This is a genomic window from Nonomuraea coxensis DSM 45129 (assembly GCF_019397265.1).
Taxonomy (GTDB): Bacteria; Actinomycetota; Actinomycetes; order Streptosporangiales; family Streptosporangiaceae; genus Nonomuraea; species Nonomuraea coxensis.
On record NZ_CP068985.1, the window covers coordinates 6,489,754 to 6,515,566 of the forward strand.

21 protein-coding genes are annotated in these 25,813 nt (G+C 72.6%); 11 read left to right on the plus strand and 10 right to left on the minus strand.

What is annotated here, in order from left to right:
* Positions 1-20: 20 nt before the first annotated feature.
* From Nocox_RS30410 to Nocox_RS30425, 4 genes are all read right to left on the minus strand, one after another.
* Positions 21-818: a hypothetical protein gene (locus Nocox_RS30410; protein ID WP_033408877.1), complete on the minus strand. Its 798-nt coding sequence runs from the start codon at positions 816-818 to the stop codon at positions 21-23.
* Between the two features lie 80 nt (positions 819-898).
* Positions 899-1,198: a DUF4193 domain-containing protein gene (locus tag Nocox_RS30415; RefSeq protein ID WP_020542847.1), complete on the minus strand. Its 300-nt coding sequence runs from the start codon at positions 1,196-1,198 to the stop codon at positions 899-901.
* Positions 1,199-1,506: 308 nt separating this feature from the next.
* The gene (locus Nocox_RS30420) at positions 1,507-2,760 is read right to left on the minus strand and encodes a sensor histidine kinase (protein ID WP_020542846.1); all 1,254 of its coding nucleotides are present in this window, start codon (positions 2,758-2,760) and stop codon (positions 1,507-1,509) included.
* A gap of 38 nt (positions 2,761-2,798) precedes the next feature.
* Positions 2,799-3,452 carry a response regulator transcription factor gene (locus tag Nocox_RS30425; protein ID WP_020542845.1) on the minus strand — a complete coding sequence of 218 codons (654 nt, stop codon included), beginning with the start codon at positions 3,450-3,452 and terminating at the stop codon, positions 2,799-2,801.
* Positions 3,453-3,683: 231 nt separating this feature from the next.
* Here Nocox_RS30425 and Nocox_RS30430 point away from each other — a divergent pair, with 231 nt between their 5' ends.
* Positions 3,684-3,848, plus strand: coding sequence for a hypothetical protein (locus tag Nocox_RS30430; RefSeq protein WP_020542844.1), 165 nt, complete (start codon positions 3,684-3,686; stop codon positions 3,846-3,848).
* Positions 3,849-3,905: 57 nt separating this feature from the next.
* Here Nocox_RS30430 and Nocox_RS30435 read toward each other — a convergent pair whose 3' ends face one another.
* The gene (locus tag Nocox_RS30435; RefSeq protein WP_020542843.1) at positions 3,906-4,694 is read right to left on the minus strand and encodes an inositol monophosphatase family protein; all 789 of its coding nucleotides are present in this window, start codon (positions 4,692-4,694) and stop codon (positions 3,906-3,908) included.
* Positions 4,694-6,682 (minus strand): S9 family peptidase, encoded by a 1,989-nt coding sequence (locus Nocox_RS30440; protein WP_033408875.1) that lies wholly within the window; start codon positions 6,680-6,682, stop codon positions 4,694-4,696. Before Nocox_RS30440 ends, Nocox_RS30435 begins: the two co-directional genes overlap by 1 nt.
* 56 nt (positions 6,683-6,738) lie before the next feature.
* On the opposite strand from Nocox_RS30440, the gene Nocox_RS30445 reads away from it, so the two are divergent.
* Complete coding sequence (locus Nocox_RS30445; RefSeq protein ID WP_020542841.1) at positions 6,739-7,683, plus strand: ferrochelatase; 945 nt, start codon at positions 6,739-6,741, stop codon at positions 7,681-7,683.
* A 5-nt stretch (positions 7,684-7,688) separates the two neighbouring features.
* Here the strand turns inward: Nocox_RS30445 and Nocox_RS30450 are convergent, their stop codons facing one another.
* Positions 7,689-8,885 carry a lytic transglycosylase domain-containing protein gene (locus Nocox_RS30450; protein WP_020542840.1) on the minus strand — a complete coding sequence of 399 codons (1,197 nt, stop codon included), beginning with the start codon at positions 8,883-8,885 and terminating at the stop codon, positions 7,689-7,691.
* 91 nt (positions 8,886-8,976) lie between these two features.
* On the opposite strand from Nocox_RS30450, the gene Nocox_RS30455 reads away from it, so the two are divergent.
* From Nocox_RS30455 to Nocox_RS30465, 3 genes are all read left to right on the plus strand, one after another.
* The gene (locus Nocox_RS30455) at positions 8,977-10,179 is read left to right on the plus strand and encodes an MFS transporter (protein ID WP_020542839.1); all 1,203 of its coding nucleotides are present in this window, start codon (positions 8,977-8,979) and stop codon (positions 10,177-10,179) included.
* A gap of 115 nt (positions 10,180-10,294) precedes the next feature.
* Complete coding sequence (locus tag Nocox_RS30460; protein ID WP_157383006.1) at positions 10,295-10,969, plus strand: polysaccharide deacetylase family protein; 675 nt, start codon at positions 10,295-10,297, stop codon at positions 10,967-10,969.
* A gap of 63 nt (positions 10,970-11,032) precedes the next feature.
* Positions 11,033-12,310, plus strand: coding sequence for a D-arabinono-1,4-lactone oxidase (locus Nocox_RS30465; protein ID WP_020542837.1), 1,278 nt, complete (start codon positions 11,033-11,035; stop codon positions 12,308-12,310).
* On the opposite strand, the gene Nocox_RS30470 is transcribed toward Nocox_RS30465, so the two are convergent.
* Complete coding sequence (locus Nocox_RS30470; RefSeq protein ID WP_020542836.1) at positions 12,286-13,089, minus strand: hypothetical protein; 804 nt, start codon at positions 13,087-13,089, stop codon at positions 12,286-12,288. The genes Nocox_RS30465 and Nocox_RS30470 overlap by 25 nt on opposite strands.
* A 112-nt stretch (positions 13,090-13,201) precedes the next feature.
* On the opposite strand from Nocox_RS30470, the gene Nocox_RS30475 reads away from it, so the two are divergent.
* Both Nocox_RS30475 and sepH read left to right on the plus strand, forming a co-directional pair.
* The gene (locus tag Nocox_RS30475; RefSeq protein WP_157383005.1) at positions 13,202-14,149 is read left to right on the plus strand and encodes a S8 family serine peptidase; all 948 of its coding nucleotides are present in this window, start codon (positions 13,202-13,204) and stop codon (positions 14,147-14,149) included.
* Positions 14,150-14,309: 160 nt separating this feature from the next.
* A complete protein-coding gene (gene sepH, locus Nocox_RS30480) occupies positions 14,310-17,087 on the plus strand; it encodes a septation protein SepH (protein ID WP_020542834.1) in 2,778 nt (925 codons plus the stop codon).
* Positions 17,088-17,256: 169 nt separating this feature from the next.
* Here the strand turns inward: sepH and Nocox_RS30485 are convergent, their stop codons facing one another.
* Together Nocox_RS30485 and Nocox_RS30490 are read right to left on the minus strand one after the other, a co-directional pair.
* A complete protein-coding gene (locus Nocox_RS30485; protein ID WP_246649602.1) occupies positions 17,257-18,894 on the minus strand; it encodes a PH domain-containing protein in 1,638 nt (545 codons plus the stop codon).
* Positions 18,891-19,406 (minus strand): PH domain-containing protein, encoded by a 516-nt coding sequence (locus Nocox_RS30490; RefSeq protein WP_246649604.1) that lies wholly within the window; start codon positions 19,404-19,406, stop codon positions 18,891-18,893. The genes Nocox_RS30485 and Nocox_RS30490 overlap by 4 nt, the downstream gene beginning before the upstream one ends.
* 546 nt (positions 19,407-19,952) lie before the next feature.
* Here Nocox_RS30490 and Nocox_RS30495 point away from each other — a divergent pair.
* The 4 genes from Nocox_RS30495 to Nocox_RS30510 all read left to right on the plus strand — a co-directional run bounded on the left by Nocox_RS30495 (position 19,953) and on the right by Nocox_RS30510 (position 25,685).
* Positions 19,953-20,465, plus strand: coding sequence for a YbhB/YbcL family Raf kinase inhibitor-like protein (locus Nocox_RS30495; protein WP_020542831.1), 513 nt, complete (start codon positions 19,953-19,955; stop codon positions 20,463-20,465).
* Between the two features lie 198 nt (positions 20,466-20,663).
* A complete protein-coding gene (locus Nocox_RS30500) occupies positions 20,664-22,328 on the plus strand; it encodes a hypothetical protein (protein ID WP_157383004.1) in 1,665 nt (554 codons plus the stop codon).
* Between the two features lie 88 nt (positions 22,329-22,416).
* Entirely contained in the window at positions 22,417-24,672 is a 2,256-nt protein-coding gene (locus tag Nocox_RS30505) for a SulP family inorganic anion transporter (protein WP_020542830.1), read from the plus strand.
* Positions 24,669-25,685, plus strand: a complete 1,017-nt coding sequence (locus Nocox_RS30510; RefSeq protein ID WP_033408890.1) for an NAD-dependent epimerase/dehydratase family protein — start codon at positions 24,669-24,671, stop codon at positions 25,683-25,685. Before Nocox_RS30505 ends, Nocox_RS30510 begins: the two co-directional genes overlap by 4 nt.
* The last annotated feature ends 128 nt before the right edge of the window (positions 25,686-25,813 follow it).

Genomic DNA, 25,813 nt, shown 5'->3' on the forward strand with positions numbered 1-25,813 from the left:
AGCGGGGATGAGGCAGGGGGTCAGGTGGACAGCTCGCCCCGCTGCGGGCCGCTCGGCAGCTTGCCGCGCAGGTCGTTCCTGATGGCCTCGCCCAGCTTCTTGGTCGCCATGCGGTTGAGCGCGCCGCCGGCGACGGCTCCCGTGAGGAACGGGCCGAACGTCGTGAGGTGCCGGCCCAGCGTCCGCATGAGACGGTTGCGCAGGGCGGTCTTGGTGGCGGCGCCGAGGGCGAGCGACACGGACGCGGGGGCGAGGGGGTCGATCCCGCGTTGCCTGGCCCAGGCGGCCGTGAAGGCGATCGCGCGCTGCGCGCCGGTGCCGTGCACCCGCACGCCGTAGACCTCGTGCAGCTCGGCCAGCAGTTTGACCTCGATGGCGGCCACGACGATCGTCTCGGCGACGAGCTGCGCGGGCGCGGACAGAAGGAGGGGTGGTGCGGCGAACTCGGCCGCGGCGAGCGCTCCGCCGATGGCGCCGACCGTCATCGTGGCCTTCTGGGCGGTGCGGATCAGGTCGTCGCCCAGTTGCTCGCCGGTCAGGCCGTGGTGGTGCTCGGAGAGGACGTGCAGATCACGGATCGGGATGCGCGGCGCGATGTTGAGGAAGACGTCGGCCAGCCAGCGGCCCCGCCCGGTGCCGGACTCCTTGGCCTTCTTCGCGCCCGCGGACAACGCCTTGGCGAGTCGGCCGAGCAGCCTGCGCCGCTCGGCCGGCTCCAGCCCACCTTCCTCGGTGAGCCTGCCCACGAGCTCGCCGACCTCCTTCTCGGGGTCGGCGATCTCGTCTCCTGCTCGACGGTCATTCTCTGGTACGGCCACGCGATGCCTCCGTCCTCATGGTCGCGACCTTCAGGGTTCGTCGGCTCGAATTCTCGCTCTCGTACCCTGAGGCACGGCGATCAGGCGGCGCACTCCCGGCAGACCTGCTGACCGTTCTTCTCGGAGGCCAGCTGGCTGCGGTGATGCACCAGGAAGCACCGCGAGCAGGTGAACTCGTCGGCCTGGCGGGGGATGACCCGCAGGGAGAGTTCCTCGTTCGACAGGTCGGCGCCGGGCAGCTCCAGCGACTCGGCGAGGTCGGTCTCGTCGATGTCGATGCTGCCGGACGACTTGTCGGTGCGCCGCGCCTGGAGTTCTTGGAGGCTGTCCTCCCCCAGGTCGTCGTCTGTCTTGCGCGGGCTGTCGTAGTCGGTAGCCATTGTGCTTGCTCCATCCCCCTCATCAATATGTCGGCGCGCTCGGTCGCGCGTCTTCTAACGTCCGGGAGGCCCATCTTGTGCCCGTTCCGCCGGGGAGATTTCCCATCGGTACCCCGAGGGAACGGACCACGAACCTCCCGACACGCCAGGGCGTGCTGCCGACGGCAATGGTTAGCCAAATATGGCGAAACCCACAGCCTTGGCGTCATGCTCCACCGTGTTCGACGGCACATCCAACCACATGTGCGGCACGAACGAGACGCCCCCCGTGCATCAACACGCGGACGAACGTCCCGGAGCATCACACGTCAGCCCTTCGGCAGTCGAATGGTCACGACGAGCCCTCCGCCGTCTCGCGGCACGGCGGCCACATTTCCGCCGTGTGCCTGCATCACCGCACGGACGATGGACAACCCGAGACCCGCTCCCTTGGCCGAGTCCACGCGGTCGGCGTGGAGCCTCCTGAACGGCTCGAACAGGCTGTTCACCTCGTACGCCGGGACGTGTTGTCCCGTGTTGGCCACCTGAACAACGACGGTGTCGTCCACCATTCCCGTCCGGACCCATACTTTGCCGTTTTCGGGAATGTTGTACTTCACGGCGTTCTCCACCAGGTTGCTCACGCAACGCTCCAGAAGCACGGGATCGCCGACGGTAGGCGCGCTGACCAGTTCGGTGCTGACGGTTACGCCGTGTTCCGCGGCGAACGGCGCGAGCTGTTCCACGGCGGTCTGCGCGACGTCCCGGACGTCGAGCGGTTTGCGCACCGCGAGTTCGCGTTCGCTGCGCGCCAGCAACAGCAGTCCCTCGATCAGCTTCTCGTTACGCGCGTTCACTTCCAGAAGCGTGCGGCCGAGCGCTTTGAGGTCTTCCGAAGCCTCCGGATCCGACAGGGCGATCTCCAGGACCGTCCGGTTGATGGTGAGAGGAGTGCGCAATTCATGAGAGGCGTTCGCCACGAATCTGCGCTGGGTGTCGAAGGCCACGTTGAGCCGGGTGAGCATGGCGTCGAAGGTGTCGGCCAGCTCCTTCAGCTCGTCGTTGGGGCCCTCCAGGGCGATGCGCTGGTGGGCCAGCGTGCTCTCCGAGAGCCGGCGGGCGGTGGCCGTCATCCTGGCCACCGGCCGCAGCGCCCGGTCGGCCACGAAGTAGCCGATGATGAGCGACAGGATGCCCACCCCCACCAGCGCCATCACGCTGCTGCGCAGCAGGGCGTCCTGCGCCGCGGTGACCGCGTCCTGCCTGGACTGGCGCCAGATCAGCTCGTCGCGGGCGTTCGGCCAGCTCAGCGCGGGCCAGTTGCGGTCGATGGCCTGCGCCACGATCGAGTAGACCGAGAACAGCAGCACCGCCGAGGCCACGAAGACGAGCGCGCCGTAGGTGAGCGTCAGCCGCCAGCGGATGCTCACCTTGCCGGGGAGCGCCCTCATCCACTCCATCGTGGTGCGCTGGACGGGCGGGTACTGCGGAGGGGGCGGGCCGTCCCAGGCGGGCGGACCGCTCGGCGGCGGCGGGGACTTCTGGACCCGCGTCGCCTCGCGGGCCGAGTGCGGGCTGATCATGGGATGCGTCGGCTCCGCGCGGCGCTGCGGCCCTTCAGTCACAGTTTGTACCCAACCCCTGGAACGGTCTCGATCACCTGAGGCTCGCCCAGCTTCTTCCGCAGCGTCATCATGGTCACCCGCACCACGTTGGTGAAGGGGTCGATGTTCTCGTCCCACGCCTTGTCCAGCAGGTCCTCCTGGCTGACGACGGCGCCCTCGGCGCGCATCAGCTCCTCCAGGACCGCGAACTCCTTCTTGGTCAGCACGACCTCCCTGCCGTCGCGCTCCACCAGGCGCTTGCCCGGGTCGAGCCGGATCCCGGACCGCTCCAGCACGGGCGGCAGGGCGGGCGCGGAGCGGCGGCCGAGCGCGCGCACCCGCGCGACCAGCTCGATGAAGACGAACGGCTTGGCGAGGTAGTCGTCGGCGCCGAGGCCGAGACCCTCCACCTTGTCGTCGACGTCGCCCGAGGCGGTCAGCATGAGGATGCGCGAGGCGGTGCGCTGCTCCACGAGCCTGCGGCACACCTCGTCGCCGTGCACCACCGGCAGGTCCCGGTCCAGGACGATCACGTCGTAGTCGATGTAGGAGGTCCGTTCGAGCGCCCCGCCTCCGTCGTAGGCGACGTCTACGGCCATGGCCTCACGACGCAGGCCCGTCGCGATCGCGTCGGCGAGCACCCGCTCGTCCTCCACCACCAGCACGCGCACGCTGGAACACCTCTCTCCGTCTCCGGCCCCTCATTGTCCCCCCAGGGGCGATAAGCGCACGGTAAGGCATGTTCAGGGATCGACCACCCACAGGTGAGGCGGACGCCGGAGAAATTCATGTTTCGGAGGGGGACACGGCGGGGTATGCCAGCGGACACCCTTTGCCAGGACATCGACCTGCAATGGGCGTACATCGCCCTACGCGGCACGAACCCCTAGAGAGTAGGTGAGATGGGCGAGTTCACCACCACGATCGAACACCGCCTCGACCAGGCTTACAAGGGCCTCCGGGAGGCCCGCAGCGCCGGCGACGAGTACCTCGCCGACACGCTCACCGCCGAGATCGAGGACCTCCGCCGGCTGGCGGACGACCACGGCATCGCCCTGCCCGGCTGACCCACGGCTGACGGCCGGAGCGTCGCTCCGGCCGTCGCGCTCACGGATCCCGGCGGGTCAGGCGTCGCGCTCGGGGTCCAGCGACACGAGCAGGTCGTGCAGTTCCTCGAACAGCCCCGGCGCCGCGGAGATCGCGAAGTCAGGGCTCACCGGCCGGCCGTTGAGCCCGCCGAGCCTCGCCCCCGACTCGGTCGCCACCAGACCGGCGGCGCCGTAGTCCCAGGGGTTGATGCCCCGCTCGTAGTAGGCGTCCACCCGGCCGGCGGCGAGCGAGCACAGGTCGATGGCGCACGAGCCGCCCCGCCTGATGTCACGCACCCGCGGCAGCACCTTCGCCACCACCTCGCCCTGCACGGCCCGGCCGGCCTGGGAGTAGCCGAACCCGGTCGCGACCAGCGCCTGCGGCAGCGGCACCCCGGTGTTGCAGCGCAGCCGCGCGCCGCCGAGCCAGGCGCCCTCGCCCAGCGCGGCGGTGAAGACCTCGCCGCGCACCGGGACGTTGACGACGCCGGCCACGACCCGGCCGCCGACCTCGACGGCGATGGACACCGCCCAGTCGGGCAGGCCGTACAGGAAGTTGACCGTGCCGTCGATCGGGTCGACGATCCAGCGCACGTCCGACTCGCCCGGGGCCTCCCCTCCCTCCTCGCCGAGGATGCGGTCACCCGGGCGGGCGGCCTCGATGCGCTCGCGGATGAGCAGCTCCGACGCCTTGTCCAGGGCGGTGACCACGTCGGTGGGGCTGGACTTGGTCTCGATCTCCGCGGACATCGTGGGCCGCTTGGCCAGCAGCATGTCGCCGGCCTCGCGGGCGATGTCCTCGGCGAGCGTCAGGAACCCGGTCATCAGGCCACCGAGTCCGGGCGCTTCCACTCCTGGCCGAGCACGTGCTGGGCGAGGAAGGCGAGGACGGTCTCGTACCAGGCGACGGTGTTGCCGGGCTTGAGTATCCAGTGGTTCTCGTCGGGGAAGTACAGGAACTTGGCCTCGACGTCGCTGCGGCGCAGGTCCCACCACAGGCGCAGGCCCTCGCCGATCGGCACCCGGTAGTCCTTGTCGCCGTGGATGACGAGCATCGGGGTGGTGATCCGGTCGAGGGAGCGGTGCGGCGAGAGCCGCTCGTAGCGCTCGGAGCCGGGCGCGCCGAACTCCCGCTGCCAGTAGTGCGCGGCGTCGGTGGTGCCCGCGAACTGGTCGAGGTTCCACAGCGAGGCGTGGGTGACGATGGCGCGGTAGCGGTCGGTGTGGCCGGCCAGCCAGTTGGCCATGTAGCCGCCGAACGAGCCGCCCATGGCGGCGATGCGCTCGCTGTCGATGTCGTCCCTGGCCAGGGCGACGTCCACGATGGCGTCGAGGTCGGCCTGGGTGCGCGGGCCCCAGTCGCCCCAGCCGCGATCGATCATGTGCTGACCGTAGCCCGTGGACAGGCACGGGTCGGGGAGCAACACGGCGTAACCGTGCTCGGCCATGATCCACGACTGCCAGCGCCACTGCCAGTCGTTCCAGGAGGCGACCGGGCCGCCGTGGATCCACAGCAGGAACGGCGCCGGGTCGTCGGCGGAGGCGCCCTCGGGCAGCACGAGCCAGCCGCGCACGGTCGCGCCGTCGTCGGCGGTGGCGGTGATCTCGGTGAGGGTGCCGCGCACCTCGGGGCGGGGCGCGGGCGAGGGCAGGTCGGCGACCTCGCCGGTGGCGATCTCCACGCGCGCGGGGGCGGGGGCCAGGTTGACGGCGCTGCGCAGGACGTACAGGAAGCGGCCGTCGGCGGAGACGTCCGGCTGCGCGTACGCGGCGTCGTCGCCGGTGATCCTGCGGACCTCGCCGTCGAGCGGCACCTCGAAGACCGGGCGGCGGCCCTGGTGGTCGGCCACGACGTAGACGGAGGCGGAGTCGGGCGCCCACTCGACGCCGGAGGGGAACAGGTCGGGCGCGTACGCCCGGCCCTCGCCGGTGGCGAGGTCGGCGATCCACAGCTCGCTCCTGGCCGAGACCTCCTGGGAGGTGACCCGGCTGCGCGAGCAGGCGACGCGGGTGCCGTCCGGGGAGATCGCGAGCGGGCCCTCGAAGTCCTGGCCCTCCTCGGTGAGCAGCGTGCGCCGCTCGCCGGTGGCCAGGTCGATGACCACCAGGTCCGTACGGAACTCGCCGCGCGGCAGCTCCGCCTGCCAGGTGGTGACCACGCGCGTGCCGTCGGGCGTCAGCTCGAAGGAGGCGTTGCGCAGCGCGTTCCCCGCGTCGGGGGTGAGCTCGCGCACGTCCTCCAGCCGGTCGGCGCCGAGGCGGGCGGCGAACAGGCGGGGGCGGCCGGGGCCGAGGTCGTGGTCCCAGTAGCGGACCGCGGTGCTCTCGTGCAGGATCGCGCTGATCCCGGCGTCCTTGCGGGCCTTGCGCCGCTCCTCGTCGCCGGCCTCCTCGCCGTCGAGCACGTCGGAGACGAAGACGACGACGTCGCCGGCGGTGCGCACCGCGCCGATCCCGCCCGGCCTGGCGGCGACCTGGCGGGCCTCGCCGCCGGCGCGCGGCAGCAGCCAGAGCGCGGGAACCTCCTCGCCGGCGTCCTTCACGGTGGGGTCGGGGCGGGCGGAGGTGAACAGGACGTCGCCGGCGTCGGTGAACACGGCGGCCGACTCGCCCTTGGCGGACCGGGTCAGGCGGAAGGGCTCGCCGCCGGCGGGGCCGTCGAGGGGGATCGCCCAGAGCGCGGTGCCGTACGACTTCCCGTCCGGGTTGAGTGACTGCACGGTGGAGACGAGCCGGGACCCGTCGGGCGAGAGCTGGGACGAGAGAACCCGGGGGATGGCCACATAGTCGCGAATGTCATTAAATGCGCTCACTCGGTCGAACCTACCTCGCGGGAGGACCACCGGCACGCGTGAATAGGCTGGTTCACGTGGCTGATTACGACGCTCTGCTGCTGCTGTCGTTCGGCGGCCCCGAGGGCCCCGACGACGTGATGCCGTTCCTGGAGAACGTGGTGCGCGGGCGCGGCGTGCCGCGCGAGCGGCTGCTGGAGGTCGCCGAGCACTACCAGGGCTTCGGCGGGGTCAGCCCGATCAACCAGCAGAACCGCGAGCTCCTGGAGGCGCTGCGCCCGGTCCTCGACGTGCCCGTCTACTGGGGCAACCGCAACTGGCACCCGTTCGGCGAGGACACCGTACGGCGGATGAAGGACGACGGCGTCCGCAAGGCGGCCGTCCTCGCCACCTCCGCCTTCGCCGGCTACTCCAGCTGCCGCCAGTACTACGAGGACATCAAGCGCATCTCGATCGAGGGCGGCCCCGAGCTGATCAAGATGCGGCACTTCGGCGACCACCCCGGCTTCGTGGCCGCCATGGCCGACCACACCCGCGCGGCGCTGGAGCGGCTCGGCCGCGACGACGCCCGCCTCGTGTTCACCGCCCACAGCATCCCGGTCTCCATGGCCGAGACCGCCGGCCCGTCAGGCGGCCTGTACGAGGCCCAGATCCGCCGCAGCGCCGAACTGGTGAACAAGGCGCTCGGCCGCGACGAGCCGTGGGACCTCGTGTGGCAGTCGCGCAGCGGCCCGCCGCAGGTGCCGTGGCTGGAGCCGGACGTCTGCGACTTCCTGCGCGGGACCGACGCCCCGGCGGTCGTGCTGGTGCCGATCGGGTTCGTCTCCGACCACATGGAGGTCGTCTACGACCTCGACACCGAGGCCAGGGACGTCGCCGCGGAGCGCGGCCTGCCCATGGAGCGGGCGGCCACCGTGGGCACGCACCCGAGCTTCGTGCGGATGGTGCGCGAGCTGATGGCGGAGCCCGAGCCGGTGCCCTGCCCGCTCACCTGCTGCCCGGCGCCGCGCCGGCACCGGTAGGGCCTCTACGCGTAGGTCCTGGCGTACGCCTCGGCGATCCCCATGACCTTGTTCACGTAGTCCCACGAGTGGTTGTAGAACCAGATCGCCTTGCGCAGCTTCTCGCCGCCCTTGCCCGCGCCGTTGGCGCACAGGTAGCCGGCCGCGCTCGGCACGGCGTCGTACGGGCTCCAGATGTCGGCCTTGCCGTCGCCGTCGCCGTCCACGCCGTAGTGCTTCCACGTCGCGGGCATGAACTGCATGGGCCCGAGCGCGCCCGCGCTCGACGGGCCGTTGTTGCGGCCGTGCCCGCTCTCGACCTGCCCGATCGCGGCCAGCACCGTCCATGACAGGCCGGGGCAGCGGGCGGCGGCGAGCCGGTAGAGCTCCAGGTAGGTGCCGGGGCGGCCGACGTTGACGCTCTGCGGGGTCTGCTGGGCGGCCGCCGTGGGCCGCTGCTTCCTGACGCGGGCGGCGGCGTCCAGCAGGGCGACCTGGGCGCCCTCGCCGAGCAGCCTGCGCACCCCGGCCGCGCCGATCCTCCCGGGCTTGCCGTGCAGCAGCACCGCCACGCCCGGCGCGAAGCCCAGGGAGCGGCCGAGGTCCGCGCCGACCAGGCCGTCCACGCCGGTGAGCCCGAGCGGCGCCGAGGCCGCCAGGCGCAGCTTTGGCCCGCCGTCCACCTGGTAGTACGCGCCGGGCACCATGCCGTACCTGCGGGCCGCCTCCGACTCGACGACCAGTTCTCCCTTGGCCAGGGCGCTCCACACGGCGGGCTGGTCGGCGACGGCCTGCGGCGTCCAGGAGCGGAAGTGGGCCGGGTCCACGGCCAGCAGGTTGAGCGGTGTGCCGGTGAGCTTGACCCGGCCGGCGTCCACGACGACGACCTTCTGCACGTTCTTCAGCGCGCCCAGCCTGAGCCTGGTCTCCTTGGGCACCTCGGCCGTGGCGATCGCGAGCACCCGCGGCGGGGTCACGCTCACGCCCGGGCCGCCCTCGCCGAACTCCCGCCGTTCGCCCGCCGGCTCGGTGGTCGGCACGAGCTGGTCGAGGCGGGGCGCGGCCGTGGGCGAGCGGGCGGGCTCCGACGCGCCGCCGCGCTCCCGCGCGCCGCTGACCAGGCCGTCGTCCAGCAGGACGATGACGCCGCCGGTCGCCACCGTGGCCACGACCACCGCGATGACCATCAGCATGACCGCACGGAAGGAGGGAAGACCGGACACGCGGGACACGTTAGCCCAGCCGACGGGAATTCATTTGCAATCCGGACATCGGTGCGCAAGGGTAGGCGGGCGCAAGTAAGGGGGAAACGGGGTGGTCGGGCCTTACCGGGGGCTGTTCGACGGGCCTGGCATCAAGGCGTTCGTGCTGGCCGGGTTCGCCGGCCGGATGCCGATGTCCATGCTGGGGATCGGCGTCGTCTTACTCATCTCCGGCGTCACCGGCTCCTACGCCACCGCGGGCGGCGTCGCCGCCGCCAGCAACCTCGCCTTCGCCATCGGCGCCCCCATGTCCGGACGGCTGATGGACCGGTTCGGGCAGAACCGCGTCATCCCGCCCTTCGCCGTGCTCAACGCGCTCGCGCTGGCCGCCCTTATGATCTGCGCGTTCCTCGGGCTGCCCGAATGGACCCTGTACCTGTCCGGCCTGGTCGTCGGCGGCACCTCGCTGTCGGTGGGCTCGCTCGTACGGGCCCGCTGGTCGGCCATCCACGGCGGCTCGGCCCGGCTGCACACGGCCTTCGCGTTCGAGTCCGTCGTGGACGAGGTCGTCTTCGTCACCGGGCCCGCGCTGGTCACGCTGCTGGCCACGCGGTTCAACCCGTACATGGGGCTGCTGGTCGCGCTGGTCTTCATGCTGGCCGGCTGCCTGACGCTGGCGACACAGCGGCGCACCCAGCCTCCGGTGGCCGAGCACCGGGCGACGGGCGGCACCCCCATCCTCATCCCCGGCATCGCGCTGCTGTCGTGCGTCTACGTGGCGATGGGCGCGGTGTTCGGGTCCGTGGACCTGGTCACGGTGGCCTTCGCCGAGGAGCAGGGGGTCAAGGGCGCCGCGGGGCTGCTGCTGGCCTCGTTCGCGGGCGGGTCGATGATCTCGGGGCTGTGGTTCGGGTCGCGGCACTGGCGGATCTCGCTGCGGGGGCGGTTCGTGCGGGCGCTGATGGTGTTCGCGCTGGGGCTGCTGCCGATCTCGTTCATCGGGGACGCGCGGGTCATGGCCGCCGCGCTCTTCCTGGCCGGCTTCGCCATCTCGCCGACCCTCATCACCGGCTTCTCGCTCGTCGAACGGCTGGCGCCGCCGTCGCTGCTCACCGAGGGCATGGCGTGGATCTCCACCGCGCTCGGCATCGGCGTGGCGGTCGGCGCGTGGGCGGGCGGGCACCTCACCGAGGCGGCAGGCGCGTCCGACGCCTACGTCTTCGCGCTGGGCGCCGCGGTGCTCGCGCTCGTCGTCGGGATCGGAGGTTCGGGTTTGCTGAGACTTCCCGAGGCCGCTTCACCTGCCGAGAGCTGATCCGCTACCGTCGGGACATCCCTCGCAACATCCATCACAAATGGAAGCTTTTCTAATGTCCCGACAACTCACCTCACTTCTGACCATCGCGGCAGCCTGCGTCACCCTGGCCTCCGTGCCCGCACAGGCCGCCGCCACCAAGCCGGCCGAGAAGCCCGCTCCGGTGGACTGCTCGCAGGTCAAGTGCATCGCGCTGACCTTCGACGACGGCCCGGGGAAGTACGCGGGCACGTTGCTGAGCACGCTGAAGAAGTACGACGCCAAGGCGACGTTCTTCCTTGAGGGCCAGTACGCCAAGAGCCGCCCCCAGTACGTCAAGCGCATGGTCGCCGAGGGCCACGAGCTCGGCAACCACAGCTACAGCCACCCTGACTTCACCAAGCTCGAACCTGGGGCCATCAGGAACGAAATCCAGAAGACCCAGGACGCCGTCAAGAAGGCGGCGGGCGTGGAGCCGAAGCTGCTGCGGCCCCCGTACGGGCTGGCCGATCTTCAGGTGTCCGACATCGCGGACGAGTTCGGCATGCCGATCATCCTCTGGACCGGCGGTTCTGAGGACTGGGCGAGCAAGAACGTCGAGGCGATCAAGAAGAAGACCCTTGAGGTCGCCAAGCCCAACGGCATCATCCTCATGCACGACTGGGTGAAGCAGACGGTGGACGCCATGCCGTCCATCGTCAAGAGCCTGCAGGCCAAGGGCTACCACCTGGTGACGGTCTCCGACGTCATCAAGGGCGAGGGCCTGGAGGCGGGCGACGTCTTCCCGCTTCCCGCGGGCTGGGAAAACTGAGTATCGTTCACGTTTGACGTCGGAGGTGCCCGGGCTCCAGCCCGCTCGCGGAGGTGCTGCTCAATGGTCTTCACGAACTGGGCGAGGAACCAGACCGGCGAACCCGCCGAGGTCCGGGCACCGGCCTCCGTCGCGGACGTGGTGCGGGCCGTGCGCGACGCCGCCGCCTCCGGGCGGCGCGTCCGCATGGTCGGCACCGGCCACTCCTTCACCGGCGTGGCCCTCACCGACGGCCTCATGCTGCGGCCCCACGCGCTGACCGGCGTCGTCTCCTGGGGCGAGGACCGCGTCACCGTCCTCGCCGGCACCCCGCTGCGCGAGCTCAACGAGCTGCTCCACGGGCGCGGCCTCGCCCTCGCCAACATGGGCGACATCACCGAGCAGACCGTCGCCGGCGCCATCCAGACCGGCACGCACGGGACAGGACGCGACAGCGGCGGCCTCGCCGACCAGGTCGCCGGGCTGGAGCTGGTCCTCGCCGACGGAACGGTGGCGAGCGCCGCCCCCGGCGAGGAACTGTTCGACGCGGCCCGGGTGGGGCTCGGCGCGCTCGGCGTGCTGACCACGGTGACCTTCCGCGTGGAGCCCGCGTTCCTGCTGCACAACCGGCGGCGCAGGATGGCGCTCAGCGACATCCTCGCCTCGCTCGACGAGCTGACCGCCGGCAACGAGCACCTCGACTTCTTCTGGCTGCCGCACACCGACGCCTGCCTGGTCAAGACCAACAACCGGCACCCGGGACCGGCCCGGCCGCGCAGCGCCGCGCGCCACTGGATGGACGACGTCCTCCTGGAGAACACCGTGTTCGGGGCCGCCTGCGCGCTCGGCGCCCGCGCCCCCGGGCTGATCCCGCGCATCAACGCCGTCAGCGCGGCGGCGCTCGGGGACTCCGAGTCGATCGACGTCTCGTACAAGGTCTTCACCGCCCGGCGCGACGTGCGCTTCCTGGAGACGGAGTACGCCGTGCCGCGCGAGCGGCTGGCGCAGGCGCTGCGCGAGACGCGGGACCTCGTCGAGCGGATGGACTGGAGGATCACGTTCCCCGTGGAGGTGCGGGTGACGCCGCCGAGCGACGCCTGGCTGTCCACGGCGTACGGGCGGGCGACGGCGTACGTCGCCTGCCACGTCTACCGGCCCACGCCGAACCCGGCGTACTTCGAGGGCGTCGAGGAGATCATGACGCGGCTGGACGGACGGCCGCACTGGGGCAAGCTGCACACCCGGGACGCCGCCTACCTCGCCAAGGTCTATCCCCGCTTCGCCGACTTCACCGCGCTCCGCGACCGGCTCGACCCCGGCCGCCTGTTCGGCAACGCCTACCTGGACCAGGTGCTCGGCTGAGCCTCGGCCTCCGGGTGGTCAGGCTCGGGGGCCGGCTCGGCCGGGGTGGGGTCCGGCTCGGCCGGAGCGGTGGCGCTCGGCTGGGGGTCCGCCGGCTCCGGGGTCGCCGGGGCGGTGGGCGTGCCCGTGGCGGTGGCCGTGGCCGTGGTGGTGACCGTGGCCGTCACGGTCGGGGTGGCGCTCGGCGTCGGGCCCGGCGTGGGCGTGAGGTCGGCCTCCGGCGTGGCCGAAGGCCCTCTCGGGACGCTCTCCCTGACGGTGGGCTCGACCGGCGCCCGGCGTTCGCCGGTCGCGGGCTTGTGCCGCGTCGTGCCGCCCGTGACCTGCTCGTGCACCGTCTGCCTGGCGGCCGCCTGGTAGACGAGGATGCCGCCCATGCTGACCGCGAACACCAGCCCCGCGGCCAGCGCGACCCGCCCCCACGGCAGCCTTCTCCGCGGCTGCTCGGCCTCGACGACGGGCATCACCAGCGTGTCCCCGCCCCGGCCCTGGCCCTCGCCCCGGCCCTCGCCCTCGCCTTCCCCGGTGCCGGGAGCCGCCTCCTCGCGCCCTTCGCGCCGGGGAGGGGCGGGCCGCAGCCGCACCCGCTCGCCCGTCCGCTTCAGGTAGTGCGTGTAGACGGCGGTGCCCACCGTGCTCGCGACGCTCATGACCGCCGCGCCGATCACCGTGCCGGCCACGCCCAGGAACGAGGCGGCCACGGCGGCCGTCACCGCCGCCAGGGCGCTCCCCAGGATCTGCGGCACACTCAGCTCGAAGTTCCGCTGCTCGCCGCCCATCCCCCGGATCAGTCCTCTCTCATCATGCGTTCGGTAAAGACCTGTCCCGTAATAGACGTGACGGCGTGTCCCGATGTTCGTGTGACCTGCGTGACAGGCACCCTCGTGGCTCGTGCCCCGACGACTCGGCCTGCCCTCCGTGTATCTGGCCGCGGCCGTGGCGACGGCCGCCGCGACCGCCGTACCCCTGGCCATGACGCCCGCTTCCGGCCTCACCGTGCGCCCCGCCGTCACCGAGCCCACCCGGCCCTACATCGTCGTCGCGCGCGGCCGGGCCGCCGCCCGCGACCTCGTGGGCGAGGTGCGCTGGCGGGTGCGGCGCTACTACACCGCGGCGCTGCCCGGCTTCGCCACGTATCTCACCGCTGCCGAGCTGGCGTCGCTGCGCGCGGACCCCCGGGTGCGCGCCGTCGAGCCCGACCGGCAGCTCCACCCTATGCCCGCACGCCGTCCCGCCCGCCCCATGACCGGGCCCGAGACCGGGGCCGGAACCACGATCTACCTGGTGGACAGCGGTGTCGACACCGGACGCGCCGAGTTCGGCGACCGGGCGTGGCGGGCCTACGACGCGACCGGGGGCAACGGCCGCGACTGCACCGGCCACGGCACCCAGGTCGCCGGCCGGGCGCACGCGGCGGCGCCCGCGGCGGGGATCGCCTCGATCCGGGCGCTCGGCTGCGGCGGGCCGGGCTCGCTGGCCGACGTGCTCGCGGGACTGGACTGGATCCGCAGGCACGCCCGCGGACCGTCCGTCGCCGCGCTTCCCGTGGACGGCGCGCGCTCCCCCGCCCTCCGCGAGGCCGTGGGCTCGCTGGTGGACGCCGGCGTGTTCGTCGTCGGGGCCGCCGACGCGGGCGAGTGCCGGATCGGGCCGGGCGGGGCGGCGTACACGGCGGCCCTGCCGGGCCTCGCGGGGGCCGCCGCGCGGCTTCTGGAACGCACACCCGACGCGAACCCGGCGATCCTCGCGTCTCTGCTCAACTGCACCTTTGCCCGCGGCGCGATTCGCCAGAACCCGTCGAGGGCCCTTAACCTCCTCATGCATAGCGGCGGGCTCTAGAAGGATGGATTCGACAAATGTGACCGGCGTCACATCGCCCCTTGGCTATCCCAGGAAGGCGATGTTCGGACATGCCGGGTACGGTGCTGGCAGGCAACCGGCACACGCGAGAGACTCAAGGGTCCGGGGGAAGAATGGCGACGCTGACGAAGGGACTCGCATGCAGGAGCTCCGACTCGTCGCGGTGAGTGAGGACGGCACCTATCTCGTACTGGCCACGGCCGGACGGGGCACCCGCTTCACTCTTCCCGTGGACGACCGGCTCCGTGCTGCCGTCCGCGGCAATTTCTCCCGTCTCGGCCAGTACGAGATCGAAGTGGAGAGTCCGTTGCGTCCCAAGGAGATCCAGGCCCGCATCCGCGCCGGTGAGACCGCCGAGGAGATCGCGGCGACCGCCGGGATCCCCGTCGAGCGGGTGCGCTGGTTCGAAGGGCCGGTGCTGCAGGAGCGGGAATACGTCGCCCAGCAGGCGCAGCGCGTCGCCGTACGCATGCCCGGAGAGTCCGCCCCCGGCCCGACCCTCGGCGAGCTCGTCGCCGAACGGCTGACCAGGCGCGGCGTCCCCACGGACGAGATCGACTGGGACTCCGCCAAGCGCGACGACGGCCTGTGGCGGGTCAAGCTCGGCTACGTCTGGAACGGTCACACGCGCCACGCCGAATGGCTGTTCGACCCGCGCAAGCGCCACGTGTCGCCGCACGACGACGAGGCCATGCGGCTGTCCGCGGCCGACTTCGACCCCGAGCCGCCCGTGGTGGAGGACACCACGGTGACGCCGTTCGCGCCGCGCGTGGCCAAGCTGCAGCCGGTGCCGCCGCTCTCCTCCGACGCGCTGCCGTTCCCGTCGATGGTACGGCGCGAGCCGGAGGAGCCCGCCGTCGGCTACAACCCGCCCCCACGCCCCACCGACCCATACCCGGGCACCACGTCCCGCGACCAGCACACGGGCAGTACGTCCCGCGACCAGCACGGCACCACGTCGCGCGAGCCCGCCCACCGCCCCGACTTCCCGTCCCGCGAATCGGCCTACCGCGAGTCCGCCTACCGCGCCGACCCGCCCTCCCGCGAGCCGTCCGACCGCCCCGGCGACACCTCGTCCCGCCGCAGCGGGTCCTCGCCGTGGCTGCCCGACTTCAGCTCGGGCCGCCCCGCCGACCGCGACAACGACACCATCTACGCCCCCGCCACCCGCCCCACGTCGGCGGACGCCACCACCCACGAGCCCTCCACGGCTCCGTCCTCACCAGCCGCCTCAACCCAGGCCGCCGAACCCGGCGCGGTCCCAGCCCCGGCCCCGGCCACCGGGCTCGGCACAGACACGCCGCCAGCCCCGGCAACAGAGCCGGGCACGAGCCCAACACCGACCCCCACGCCCGCTCAGGCCCAGACCACTACGCCCGTCCAGGCCCAGACCGCCACGCCTGCTCAGGCCCAGACCGCCACGCCTGCTCAGGCCCAGACGTCTGCACCCGTCCAGGCCCAGACCGCCATGCCTGCTGAGGCCCCGGCCAACACGCAGGCTCCGGCCGCTGCTGCCACTCCGAGCGCGCCTCCTCAGGAGGCCGCATCCACCGCAGCCACCGTTCCGTCCGCGCCTGCGGCACAGTCGCCCGAGTCCCCGGTCACGGAGGCCGCGCCCCCCGTCCGGCCGATGTCGTCGCCTGCTGAGACCAACACCGCCGCCCAGGGGACGCCACCTCTTGCCGAGAGCGCCATACCTGGTCAGCCGACGCCGCCCCCCGTCCAGGACACGGCGCCCGCCGAGCCGACCACGCAGACGTCTCCGTCTGCGCACACGATTCCCCCCGCCACCGACACAACCGAGTCGACCGCAGCCCCGTCCACCACGACGGAACCGTCCGCCGACGCGGAGCCCTCCAGCGACATGGCCGCGTCCGGTGACACGACGCCGGGCGATACGGCGACGTCCGGCGAAGCGACCGCGTCCGCCGAGCCCACCGTGCCCGCGCAGGCGGCCCCCGCAGCTCAGGTGACACCGTCCACCGAGCCCGCGGCCACCGCCACTCCGGAGGCGGCCACCGGCTCGACCACCGCGCAGAGTACGACCTCCGCCGACGCATCCTCCGCCAACGCCGCCGAAGCGCCGACGTCCACTGACGCGAGCGCCGCACCGGGCTCCTCTGCCGAGCCATCCACGGACGCGACCGCCACCGTCAAGCCGACAGTGCCCGCAACCCAGGTCGCCAGCGAGACGGCCACCACCGACGCGGCGGCACCGGCCGCCGATGCCTCGCCCGCCGATGCGACACCCTCGCCTGCCCCCGAGGCGAGCGCCGCCACCGACGCAGCCCCCGCTCAGCCGGCGACCAGCGACGACAAGAAGCCCGAGGACGCGCCGAACCAGCCCGCGCCTGTCGCGGCGGAGGCCCCGGCTCCGGAGACGAAGCCGAGCGTGGAAACTCCGAAGCCCGAGGAGCCCGCCGCCACCGAGCAGCCGGCCACCACGAAGCCCTCGGCTGCGGAGTCTTCCGCCACGGAACCTCCCGCCACCGAGCCCGCCGCTGCCGAGCAACCCGCAACGGCGGCATCCGCACCGACCGCCGAGGCGCCCGCTGCCGAGCAGCAGGCCGCGGAGGAGCCGGTCGCGGAGGAGCCTGCTCCTGCGGCTGAGCGGCCCAAGCCCGAACCGCCGAAGGCGAACGAGCAGCCGAAGCCTCAGCAGCCCGAGGCTGAGCAGGAGGCGGCGGTCAAGGAGGCCAAGCCTCCGGCGCCCAAGCCGAAGCCCGCCCCTCGCGCGGAGCCCAAGGTCCCGGCCGCGCGGCCGGGCGGCAAGGACGCCAAGGACGAGCCGCCGGTCCCGGTGCCGTCCCCGCCGCCCGCGCCCGCCGCCCGGCAGGCGCGCAAGGGCTCCCGTGGCCGCCGCGCCTCCGTCCCGACCTGGGACGAGATCATGTTCGGCGCCCGCCGCCAGGACTGACCGGCGAGCCGGCGTGCGATGATCAGTCGCACGTTCGTACGGCGAAGACCAGTAGCAGGTTCAGGGCCGCGCCGCAGTGACCGACTTCGGGTCGGGACCGCGTCGCGGCTCCTGTGTGTCAGGAACTGTGGACCGCAGGCATCCCCGGCCCTACCGTCCTGGGAGCGCGTCAAGAATCGTCAGTGCCCAGGAACGGAGTGAGCCATTCCGGGGTCACCTCCGTCGGAAAGGCCACCCCCTGCGCCTCGGAGACGTCGATCGCCTCGTAACCGCCCGTGCCTGCACCCACGCCGGCGATCAGCGTGAGCACCCCGGCGCGCCGCTGGAACCAGGTCTGCCGCAGCCGCCACCCCACCACGGCCCGCCGTTCGATGACGGCCTGGGACCGGCGCAGCGACCCCGACCGTACGCTCAGCCGCGCCCCGTCGTAGCCGTGCCCCAGCGACGCGTACCGGTCGAGCCCCAGGGGGATGCCCGCGCAGGCGAGCAGCAGCGCGACCACGGCCAGGATCCACCACAGCGTCATCCCGGTGGCCAGCGCCGCCACCGCGCTCAGCAGGGTCAGCACCGCCCAGGGGAAGATCGCGCGGAAGAGGCGGCGGTTGCGGGCGACGGGCGGGTGGGCGCGCAGGGCGGCGTCGTACGGCCCGACGGCCTCGCCCGTGACCGCGTACGCGACGGGCCGTGGCACGTCGGGCAGGAGCTGGCCGCGTGTCCGCGAGTCGCCGAGGCCGGTGACGATGGCCCAGGCGCGTACGACGCCCGCCCACCGCTCGGCCAGCCCGTCCACGATCTCGTAGCCGCGCACCCGCTGGGACTCCAGCGACACGCTCCGCCGGTTGACCAGCCCGCGTTCGGCCACCAGGTAGCCGTCTCTGCGCTTGAGGACGAAGTCCCAGTTGAAGACGGCGTACATGACCCCGCCGAGCACCGGCATCGCCAGGACGAGCAGCACCGCCACGGCGAGCAGCAGGTAGGGCCGCTCCCAGAGCCACTCCCCCGCGTGCCAGGCGACGTCGCGCCCGACCCCCAGCTCGTCGCCCCACTGGAACGCCAGCCCCACCGCGCCGCCCGCGAACGCGAACGGCGTGAGCAGGTACGCCCCGGACAGCGGCCCGTACAGCAGCCACCGCTTCGGCACCCTGACGATCTCCCGCTCGGCGGGCGCGGCGGCGCTCGCCGTCACCGGACCGGCCGCGTGCGCGGGGTGCGCGACGTGCGCCGGATCCATGGGAGGTGCGGGGGCGGCGCGGCGCAGCAGGACGGCCTTGAGGCGTTCGGCCTCGGTGAGCGTCACGCCGTCGAGCCCGGCCTCCTCGTTCCCGCCGCTCGCCCCTGTGTCGATCTTGAGGACGGCCAGGCCGAGCAGCCGGTGCATGGGGGGCGTGGAGACGTCGACGCCACGGATCCGTTCCAGCGGGATGGTCCGGACGGACCGGCTGATGAGCGCCCGCTTGGTCTCCAGGCGGTCGCCCACCAGCTCGTACGTGAACGTGGCCCAGCGGATGACCGCGAACACCACCGTCCCGGCGACGCCGAGGGCGGCCCAGATGTACGACCTGGGCGAGAACCCGCCCACGAACAGCACGCCCACCAGGGGAAGGAGGAGGGAGGGCAGCATCCGCACGGGGTCGATGAGCAGCACCTTCGGGCTCAGCCGCAACGGCACCGGGACCGGCATCGGCGGGTACGGCCCCTGGCCCGGCGGATGCGGCCCCTGAGGCGGCGGCGGGGGGTACGGCCCTTGCGGCGGCGGACCCGGCTCGCCCGGCCCGAACTCGCCCTGGCGGGGACTGGGATCGGTCATGTCGCGTCGTCCCTCAGCACTTCGGCCCGCCGCGCGAGCTGCTCGGCGAGCCCCGCCGCCACCCCGTAGTCGAGCCCCTGGATGGTGGACGACCCGGCGTGCGACGCGGTGCGGATCTCCAGAGTGGCCAGCCCGAGCATCCGCTCGAACCAGCCTTGCCCCTTGTCGACGGTCTGGATGCGGCTCACGGGCACGAAGACCCACTCCCTGGTCAGGAATCCCGACCTGGCGTAGACGACGTCACCTGAGAGCTCCCAGCGGTGCACGGCGTAGCGTACGAACGGCTCGGCCGCCAGGAACGGCAGCCCCAGCACCACGACCGCGACGGGCAGCAGCCAGGAGTGCTCGGAGAGCCAGTCGGGCAGCCATCCCCATCCGCCGACCAGCCGCGCCACCAGCAGCGCGCCTCCCAGCATGAGGACGAACGCCACCAGTGACTGGAGCAGCCACAGGCGCACGGCCTTGGGCGAGACGCGGTTGGCAGGATCGCGCAGCGGGCCTTGAGAGGTCACAAGGCCAGCTTAGGACCGAAGGCGACACCCGCCGCCGGGCCGGTAAAGATCGGCGTCCGCGCGGCGTGTCCGCCGCCCGCCCGCGCCGGCCGGTGCCATGCTCGATGGCGGTCCGGCCGCAGGCTGTCGTGCCTGGCCATGTCGGCGGCGCCACGTTCGTGCCAGCCAGGCCAGGGCCAGCGCCAGGCCGCACCCGGAGCGCGATCGCCCCCACGCAACGTGGCAGCCGCCGTCCCCCGACCGCCGCATCTGATTTTCCCGCTCCCGCCACCCGAAATCGGTGTCCGTTTTGTAATGGAGCGCCCGGCCGGTCCTCTATGGGTACTTCCTCACGTCGGCATACCGGCAGGGGGTTGCAACGGGAGGGGCAGGTGTGGCGAACTTCACTACCCGGATCCCGCGATTCCGGCTGGTTTCGGTTCCTTTACCGGCGACCGACCATCGAGAAACGGTCTGCGCATCGCCGAGACCCGCGTAGCATCGTCCGGCATGGGGCTGTGTAACACGGCAACGCGTCTGCGACGCATCACCGTCACTGTGACGGCTGTGGCTGCCGCGTTCGCGCTGACGGGTTGCGGCAGTCTCATCGGCAGATCCCAGGCCAAGGACATCGCGGAGATCAACGTCTCGAGCCCGGAGCTGCGCGACGGCAAGCCGCTGCCGCGCGAGTACTCCTGCCAGGGCAGCCAGAGCAGCCCGCCGCTGCGCTGGTCGAGTCAGCCGCTGTCGGAGGCCAAGTCGATCGCCATCGTGGTCGACTCGCACACCTCCTCGGACGCGGCCGTGCACTGGGTGCTCTACAACATCCCGGCGACCACGACCGAGCTGGGCCCCAACGCCGCCGAGGACCCTCCAGAGGGCAGCGGCCAGGCGAAGGTGACCAGCGGGAAGACGGGTTACGACCCTCCATGCAGGACCCCGGGGAGCTACCGCTTCACGGTCTACACGTTGGGCGGCAAGGTCGATCCGGCGGCGGGGAGCACCCTCCCCGAGATTCTCAAACAGATCGCGGACCAGACCATCGCCAGCGGCAGGCTGACGGCGGTCGACATCGAGTGACAGAGCGAACACCGCTGGTATTAGGGTGTACCAATTCTTCACGTAGGGTGTGACAACGCTCATAGTGGTCCGACACAATCAGATCCAATCGTTAGGCATTGGTGATCAAAGGGGGCAGATCGCGTCGATGGCCGCGCGATCTCACCGGTGCCAGAGGGAGGCCATGGCTTTGAGGGTGGTGCAATGATCGCGGTCGTCGTGAGCTTGGTCGCTATCGTGCTCCTCGTGCTCGTCGTCGTGGCACTGGGCATGCGTTCGATGAGCCGGCGGGAGAGCTCGCTGCCTCCTGAACGGCTGAAGGAGATGGCCGAGAAGGAGGAGAAGACCCATGCGCGCTCCACGGACGAGTTCGCGTCCCACGAGCCGCGGATGGCGAACTTCAGCCCCGACTTCAGCCCCATAGACGCGCCCAAACAGCCCAAGCCGGTCCGTACGGGCCAGCGCGGCAAACGCGGCGTGGACGAGTGGGGCAACCCCGTCAACGACGAGGATGACGAGGAGTTCTGGGCCAACATCCGCAGCGACGCCGAGCAGGGCGGCTTCGGCGCCGGCGGCACCGTGGCGGCCAGGAAGGCCGCCAACCGGCCCGGAGAGCCTTCGTCCGAACGGCCCGCCGACCGTCCCGCCGCACGCCAGGCCGAAAACCCCGCCGAGCGGCCGCCGCAGCGCCCCGCCCGCCAGGACCGCCCGGCGGACCGTCCCGCCGAGCGCCCCTCCGACCGCCCGGGCGAACGGCGTGCCGGGCGCAAGGCCAAGCCGCGCCCCGTCTCCGCGGGCGTCGATCCCGACGCGGCCACCATCCAGGCCCCCCTGCCGCAGCGACCGGCCGCCGCGGCGGCCAACCTCGCCGACCTCGTCGAGCCCTCCCGGCGCACTCCCTCCCAGGCCGAGCTCGCCGAGCAGCGCACCGTGACCTTCGCCGCCCCGACGCCCGACGTGATGAGCATCCTCGGCGCGGGCGCGCAGCCGGTGCCCGCCTCCCGGCCCGAGCCGTCCCCGGCTCCGCGGTCCTCCTCGCGTTCCTCGCGCTCCTCCCGTTCCCGCGCCGCCGCGAGCCCCGCCGTCGCGGCCCCGTCCACCGCGGCCCCGTCCGCCGCGAGCCCGGCCGTCCCCGGCCCCGCCGTCAGTCCCGCCGCCACGACCAGCGGCTCCTACCCGGCCATCTCCTCCAACAGCGCCGCCAGCGGCTCGTTCCCCGCCGTCACGCCCACCTCCAGCGGCTCGTTCCCGATCGCGCAGCCGGCGCCCATCCACGGCGCGCCCACCAGCGACCCGTTCCCCGCCGCCTACACCGGCGTCCCGGCCGACGCCCTGGACACCACGTGGTCGGCGCCGGCGCCGACCGCGTCCGGTTCCTGGCCCGCCGGGCCGGTGGCCGACATCCTCGACGACCCGGCCCCGGCCGCCTCCTACCCGGGCCCGGCGAACTCCTGGCCGGCGTTCGAGCAGCCCGCCTCCCGCTCGTCCTACCCGGCCTCCTACGAGGTGCGCCCCGGCTGGGCGGTGGCCGACGACTCCGACCCGGTGACCGGGCCGAGCCCCGCCGCCGGCACCCCGACCGTGCCGAACCGGGCGGTCTCGGCGTCCGCGTCCTACCCGGACGTGCTGTCGACCCCCACGCCGGCCTCGCCGCCGTCCGCGTACCCGGCGTACGAGACGGGCGACATCACCACCATGCCCGCCTCCGCCTGGCCCGAGCCGCCCGCCGCGGACGGCGCCCAGGCCCCGTGGCCCGGCTACGGCGGCCAGCCGCAGCCGGCCCCTCAGGCAGCCCCCGGCGCGGCGCCCAACGCCGCCGACGGCACCACCCCCGGCGGTCGCAGGCGCCGCGAGCAGGACTACCCGCACGACTACTACCGCTGACACCGGGCCGTCGGCCGCCGCCATCCCTCGGTAAAACCCACGCGAAGCGCACCCGAAGCGCGCAGACCCGCGGACTAGGGTTTGCTGCATGTTCCGCGACACGCAGGGTCGCCTGCTGAACACTCTCCGTCACGACGTGCCCGCCTCGCTGGTGGTCTTCCTCGTGGCGGTGCCCCTCTCCCTGGGCATCGCGCTGGCCTCGGGGGCACCGCTCGCGTCCGGGCTGATCGCCGCCGTGGTGGGCGGCGTCGTGGCGGGCGCGCTGGGCGGCTCGGCAGTGCAGGTGAGCGGCCCGGCGGCGGGCCTGTCGCTGGTGGTCGTGGACCTGGTGCAGACCTACGGCTGGCGCGCCACCTGCATGATCACGCTGCTGGCCGGCGCGGTGCAGCTCGCCCTGGGCGTGCTCAAGGCGGCCAGGGCGGCGCTCGTGGTCTCGCCGGCCGTCATCCACGGCATGCTGGCGGCGGTGGGCGTGGTCATCGCGCTGGCCCAGCTCCACGTGGTGCTGGGCGGCTCGCCTCAGAAGTCGGCGGTGGCGAACCTGATCGAGCTGCCCGGGCAGCTCGCCGACGTGCACGGGCACAAGGTCATGGCCGGACTGCTGACGATCGGAGTGCTCGCGCTGTGGACGCGGCTGCCCAGGCGGATCAGGGCCGTGCCTGCGCCTCTGGCGGCGCTGCTGGCCGCGGCGGTGACGGCGTGGGCGTTCGACTGGAACGTCACCCGCATCGACCTGTCCAGCAGCGGCGTCCAGTGGGCCTTCCCCGTGCTGCCGCAGGGCGACTGGCATCTCGTGGTGGCCGCGGTGCTGCTGGTGGCGCTGCTGGCCGGCTGCGAGTCGCTGCTGTGCTGCGTGGCCGTGGACGGCAAGCACCAAGGCCGGCGCGCCGACCTCGACCAGGAGCTGACCGGCCAGGGCGTGGCCAACATGGTGTCGGGGGCGCTCGGCGGCCTGCCGGTGGCCGGGGTGATCGTGCGCAGCACCGCGAACGTGGTGGCGGGGGCGCGCACCCGCTGCTCGGCGATCCTGCACGGGGTGTGGGTGCTGGTGTTCGCGCTCGGGTTCGGCTGGTCGATCGCGCTGATCCCGATGGAGGCGCTGGCGGCGCTGCTGGTGTTCATCGGCGTGCAGATGGTGAACCTCGGTCACATCAGGAAGGTGCACGGCCACGGCGAGGTCCCCGTGTACGTCGTGACCATGGTCACCGTGATCCTGCTGGGCCTGGCCGAGGGCGTACTGGCCGGGATCGGGCTCGCCGTGCTGCTCGCGCTGCGCCGCCTGACCTGGGTCACGGTGCTCAAGCGCGACGGCAGGGACGGCCGGCTGCACGTGACGGTGTCGGGATCGCTGACGTTCCTCGGCGTGCCGCGGCTGACCCGCGAGCTGCGGACGATCGCCGCGGGCACCCCCGTCGACCTCGACCTCAACATCGACTTCATGGACAACGCCGCCTTCGATACGCTGCACTCCTGGCGGCTGGACCACGAGCGTACGGGCGGCACGGTCGACATCGACGAGCTGCACGACGAGTGGTACGCGCTGGCGGCGAGCGGCGCGCGCCCGCGCCCGGCGAAGAAGTCCCTGCCAGTGGAGCCGGACCGCTGGTGGCTCCCGTGGGACCAGCGGCGCCGCGGCCCCGGCCGGCGCACGGTGCTCTCGAACGGCGGCTCCGTCCAGGTGGAGTGCCAGCTCACGGCGGGGGCGCGCGAGTACCACCGGCGCACGGCCCCGCTGGTACGCCCGATCTTCACCGAACTGGCCCGCAAGCAGCAGCCGTCGCACCTGTTCATCACGTGCGCGGACTCGCGGATCGTGCCCAGCCTGATCACCGCGAGCGGCCCCGGTGACCTGTTCACCGTACGCAACATCGGCAACCTGGTGCCTCGCCGCGGGGCCGAGCCGCGCGACGACTCGGTGGTGGCCGCCATCGAGTACGCGACCCAGGTGCTGGGCGTGCGGACGATCACGGTGTGCGGCCACTCCGGGTGCGGCGCGATGGCCGGGTTGCTGAGCGCGGGCGTACGGGCGGGCAGCCTGCCGGGGCTGCGGCGCTGGCTGCGGCACGGCCATCACAGCCTGGCCGCGTTCATCGAGACCGAGGGCGACCGGCTGCACTCCGGAGCGCTGGACGTGCTGTGCCGGGTCAACGTGCAGCAGCAGCTGGAGAACCTGCGGACGTACCGGAAGGTGGACGAGCAGGTCAGGGCCGGGAAGCTGGAGCTGGTGGGATTGTTCTTCGACATCGCGACGGCCCGGGTGCATCTGGTGCCGCCGCTGCGGGCTACGCCCTCGGTGAAGATGTCCGGTGGAGGGGTGCTCGCGGGCGAAGAATGGGGCGCATGAAGGTTCTTGTCATAGGTGGTTCAGGGTTCCTGGGGCGTGCCGTCGTGGAGGAGGCGCTGGCCCATGGCCATGAGGTCACCACGTTCAACAGGGGGCGCAGCGGCGCCGACGTGCCCGGTGTGGAGGCCGTGCGCGGCGACCGCGAGTCGCCGGCCGACCTCGAACGGCTGGCCGAGGGTCGCAAGTGGGACTACGTGGTCGACACCTCCGGTTATGTCCCCCGGGTGGTGGGCGGGTCTGCGCGGGCGCTGAGCGGGCACGCGGGCGTCTACGCGTTCATCTCCACGATCTCGGCGCTCGCCGGGTTCCCCGCCGAGCCCGCCGGCGACGACGCCGAGCTCTGGCCGTGCGCGCCCGACGCCGGCCCTGAGGACGGCAACTACGGCGTGCTGAAGGCAGGCTGCGAGCGGGCGGCCGAGCAGGGTTTCGACGGTGACGTGCTGATCGTGCAGCCGGGCATCATCCTGGGTCCTTATGAGGACGTCGCCCGGCTGCCGTGGTGGCTCACCAGGATCGCGCGCGGCGGGAAGGTGCTCGCGCCGGGCGAGCCGGACGCGCCGCTGCAGTTCGTGGACGCCCGCGACCTGGCGATCTTCACGCTCGACCAGGCCGAGCGCGGGGGCGACGGCCGGTTCGTGGTGACGGGGCCGGTCGGCCAGACCACCTACGGGGAGTGGCTGCGGGCGTGCAAGGACGCCACCGGGTCCGACGCCGAGTTCGTGTGGGTGGACAGCGAGTTCCTGATCGAGCAGGGCGCCGGGGCGTTCGTCGAGCTGCCGCTGTGGGGCGGCCCGCCGTCGCCCGAGAACGAGCATTTCTGGACCGTCCCGACCGAAAGGGCGCAGGCCGCCGGGCTGCGGATCCGCCCCGTGGCCGAGACCGTGCGCGACACGTGGGCGTGGCTGCGGGAGATCCCGGAGCAGGAGCGCAACTTCGGCAAGCGGAGCCCGCACGGCATCGCGCCGGAGAAGGAGGAGGCGATCCTCGCCGCGTGGGCGGCCCGTTCTGCGTAATCCTCCGCAGACCGGGCGCGTACCCCGAGCTAGTGTCGCGCTCGTGGAGCCGGTCCTTACTCCCAGGGGCCGGAGGGGCGGAGACGTCCGGCGTCTCCGCCCCTCGCACGCCTGAAATTCTTTCTCGG

Bases quoted from the DNA above. Each gene is read 5' to 3' on its own strand.
- Nocox_RS30415 (WP_020542847.1), bottom strand. From the start codon at position 1,198: ATGGCTACCGACTACGACAGCCCGCGCAAGACAGACGACGACCTGGGG.
- Nocox_RS30420 (WP_020542846.1), bottom strand. From the start codon at position 2,760: ATGATCAGCCCGCACTCGGCCCGCGAGGCGACGCGGGTCCAGAAGTCC.
- Nocox_RS30430 (WP_020542844.1), top strand. From the start codon at position 3,684: ATGGGCGAGTTCACCACCACGATCGAACACCGCCTCGACCAGGCTTAC.
- Nocox_RS30435 (WP_020542843.1), bottom strand. From the start codon at position 4,694: ATGACCGGGTTCCTGACGCTCGCCGAGGACATCGCCCGCGAGGCCGGC.
- Nocox_RS30465 (WP_020542837.1), top strand. From the start codon at position 11,033: ATGGTCTTCACGAACTGGGCGAGGAACCAGACCGGCGAACCCGCCGAG.
- Nocox_RS30470 (WP_020542836.1), bottom strand. From the start codon at position 13,089: ATGGGCGGCGAGCAGCGGAACTTCGAGCTGAGTGTGCCGCAGATCCTG.
- sepH (WP_020542834.1), top strand. From the start codon at position 14,310: ATGCAGGAGCTCCGACTCGTCGCGGTGAGTGAGGACGGCACCTATCTC.
- Nocox_RS30485 (WP_246649602.1), bottom strand. From the start codon at position 18,894: ATGACCGATCCCAGTCCCCGCCAGGGCGAGTTCGGGCCGGGCGAGCCG.
- Nocox_RS30505 (WP_020542830.1), top strand. From the start codon at position 22,417: ATGTTCCGCGACACGCAGGGTCGCCTGCTGAACACTCTCCGTCACGAC.
- Nocox_RS30510 (WP_033408890.1), top strand. From the start codon at position 24,669: ATGAAGGTTCTTGTCATAGGTGGTTCAGGGTTCCTGGGGCGTGCCGTC.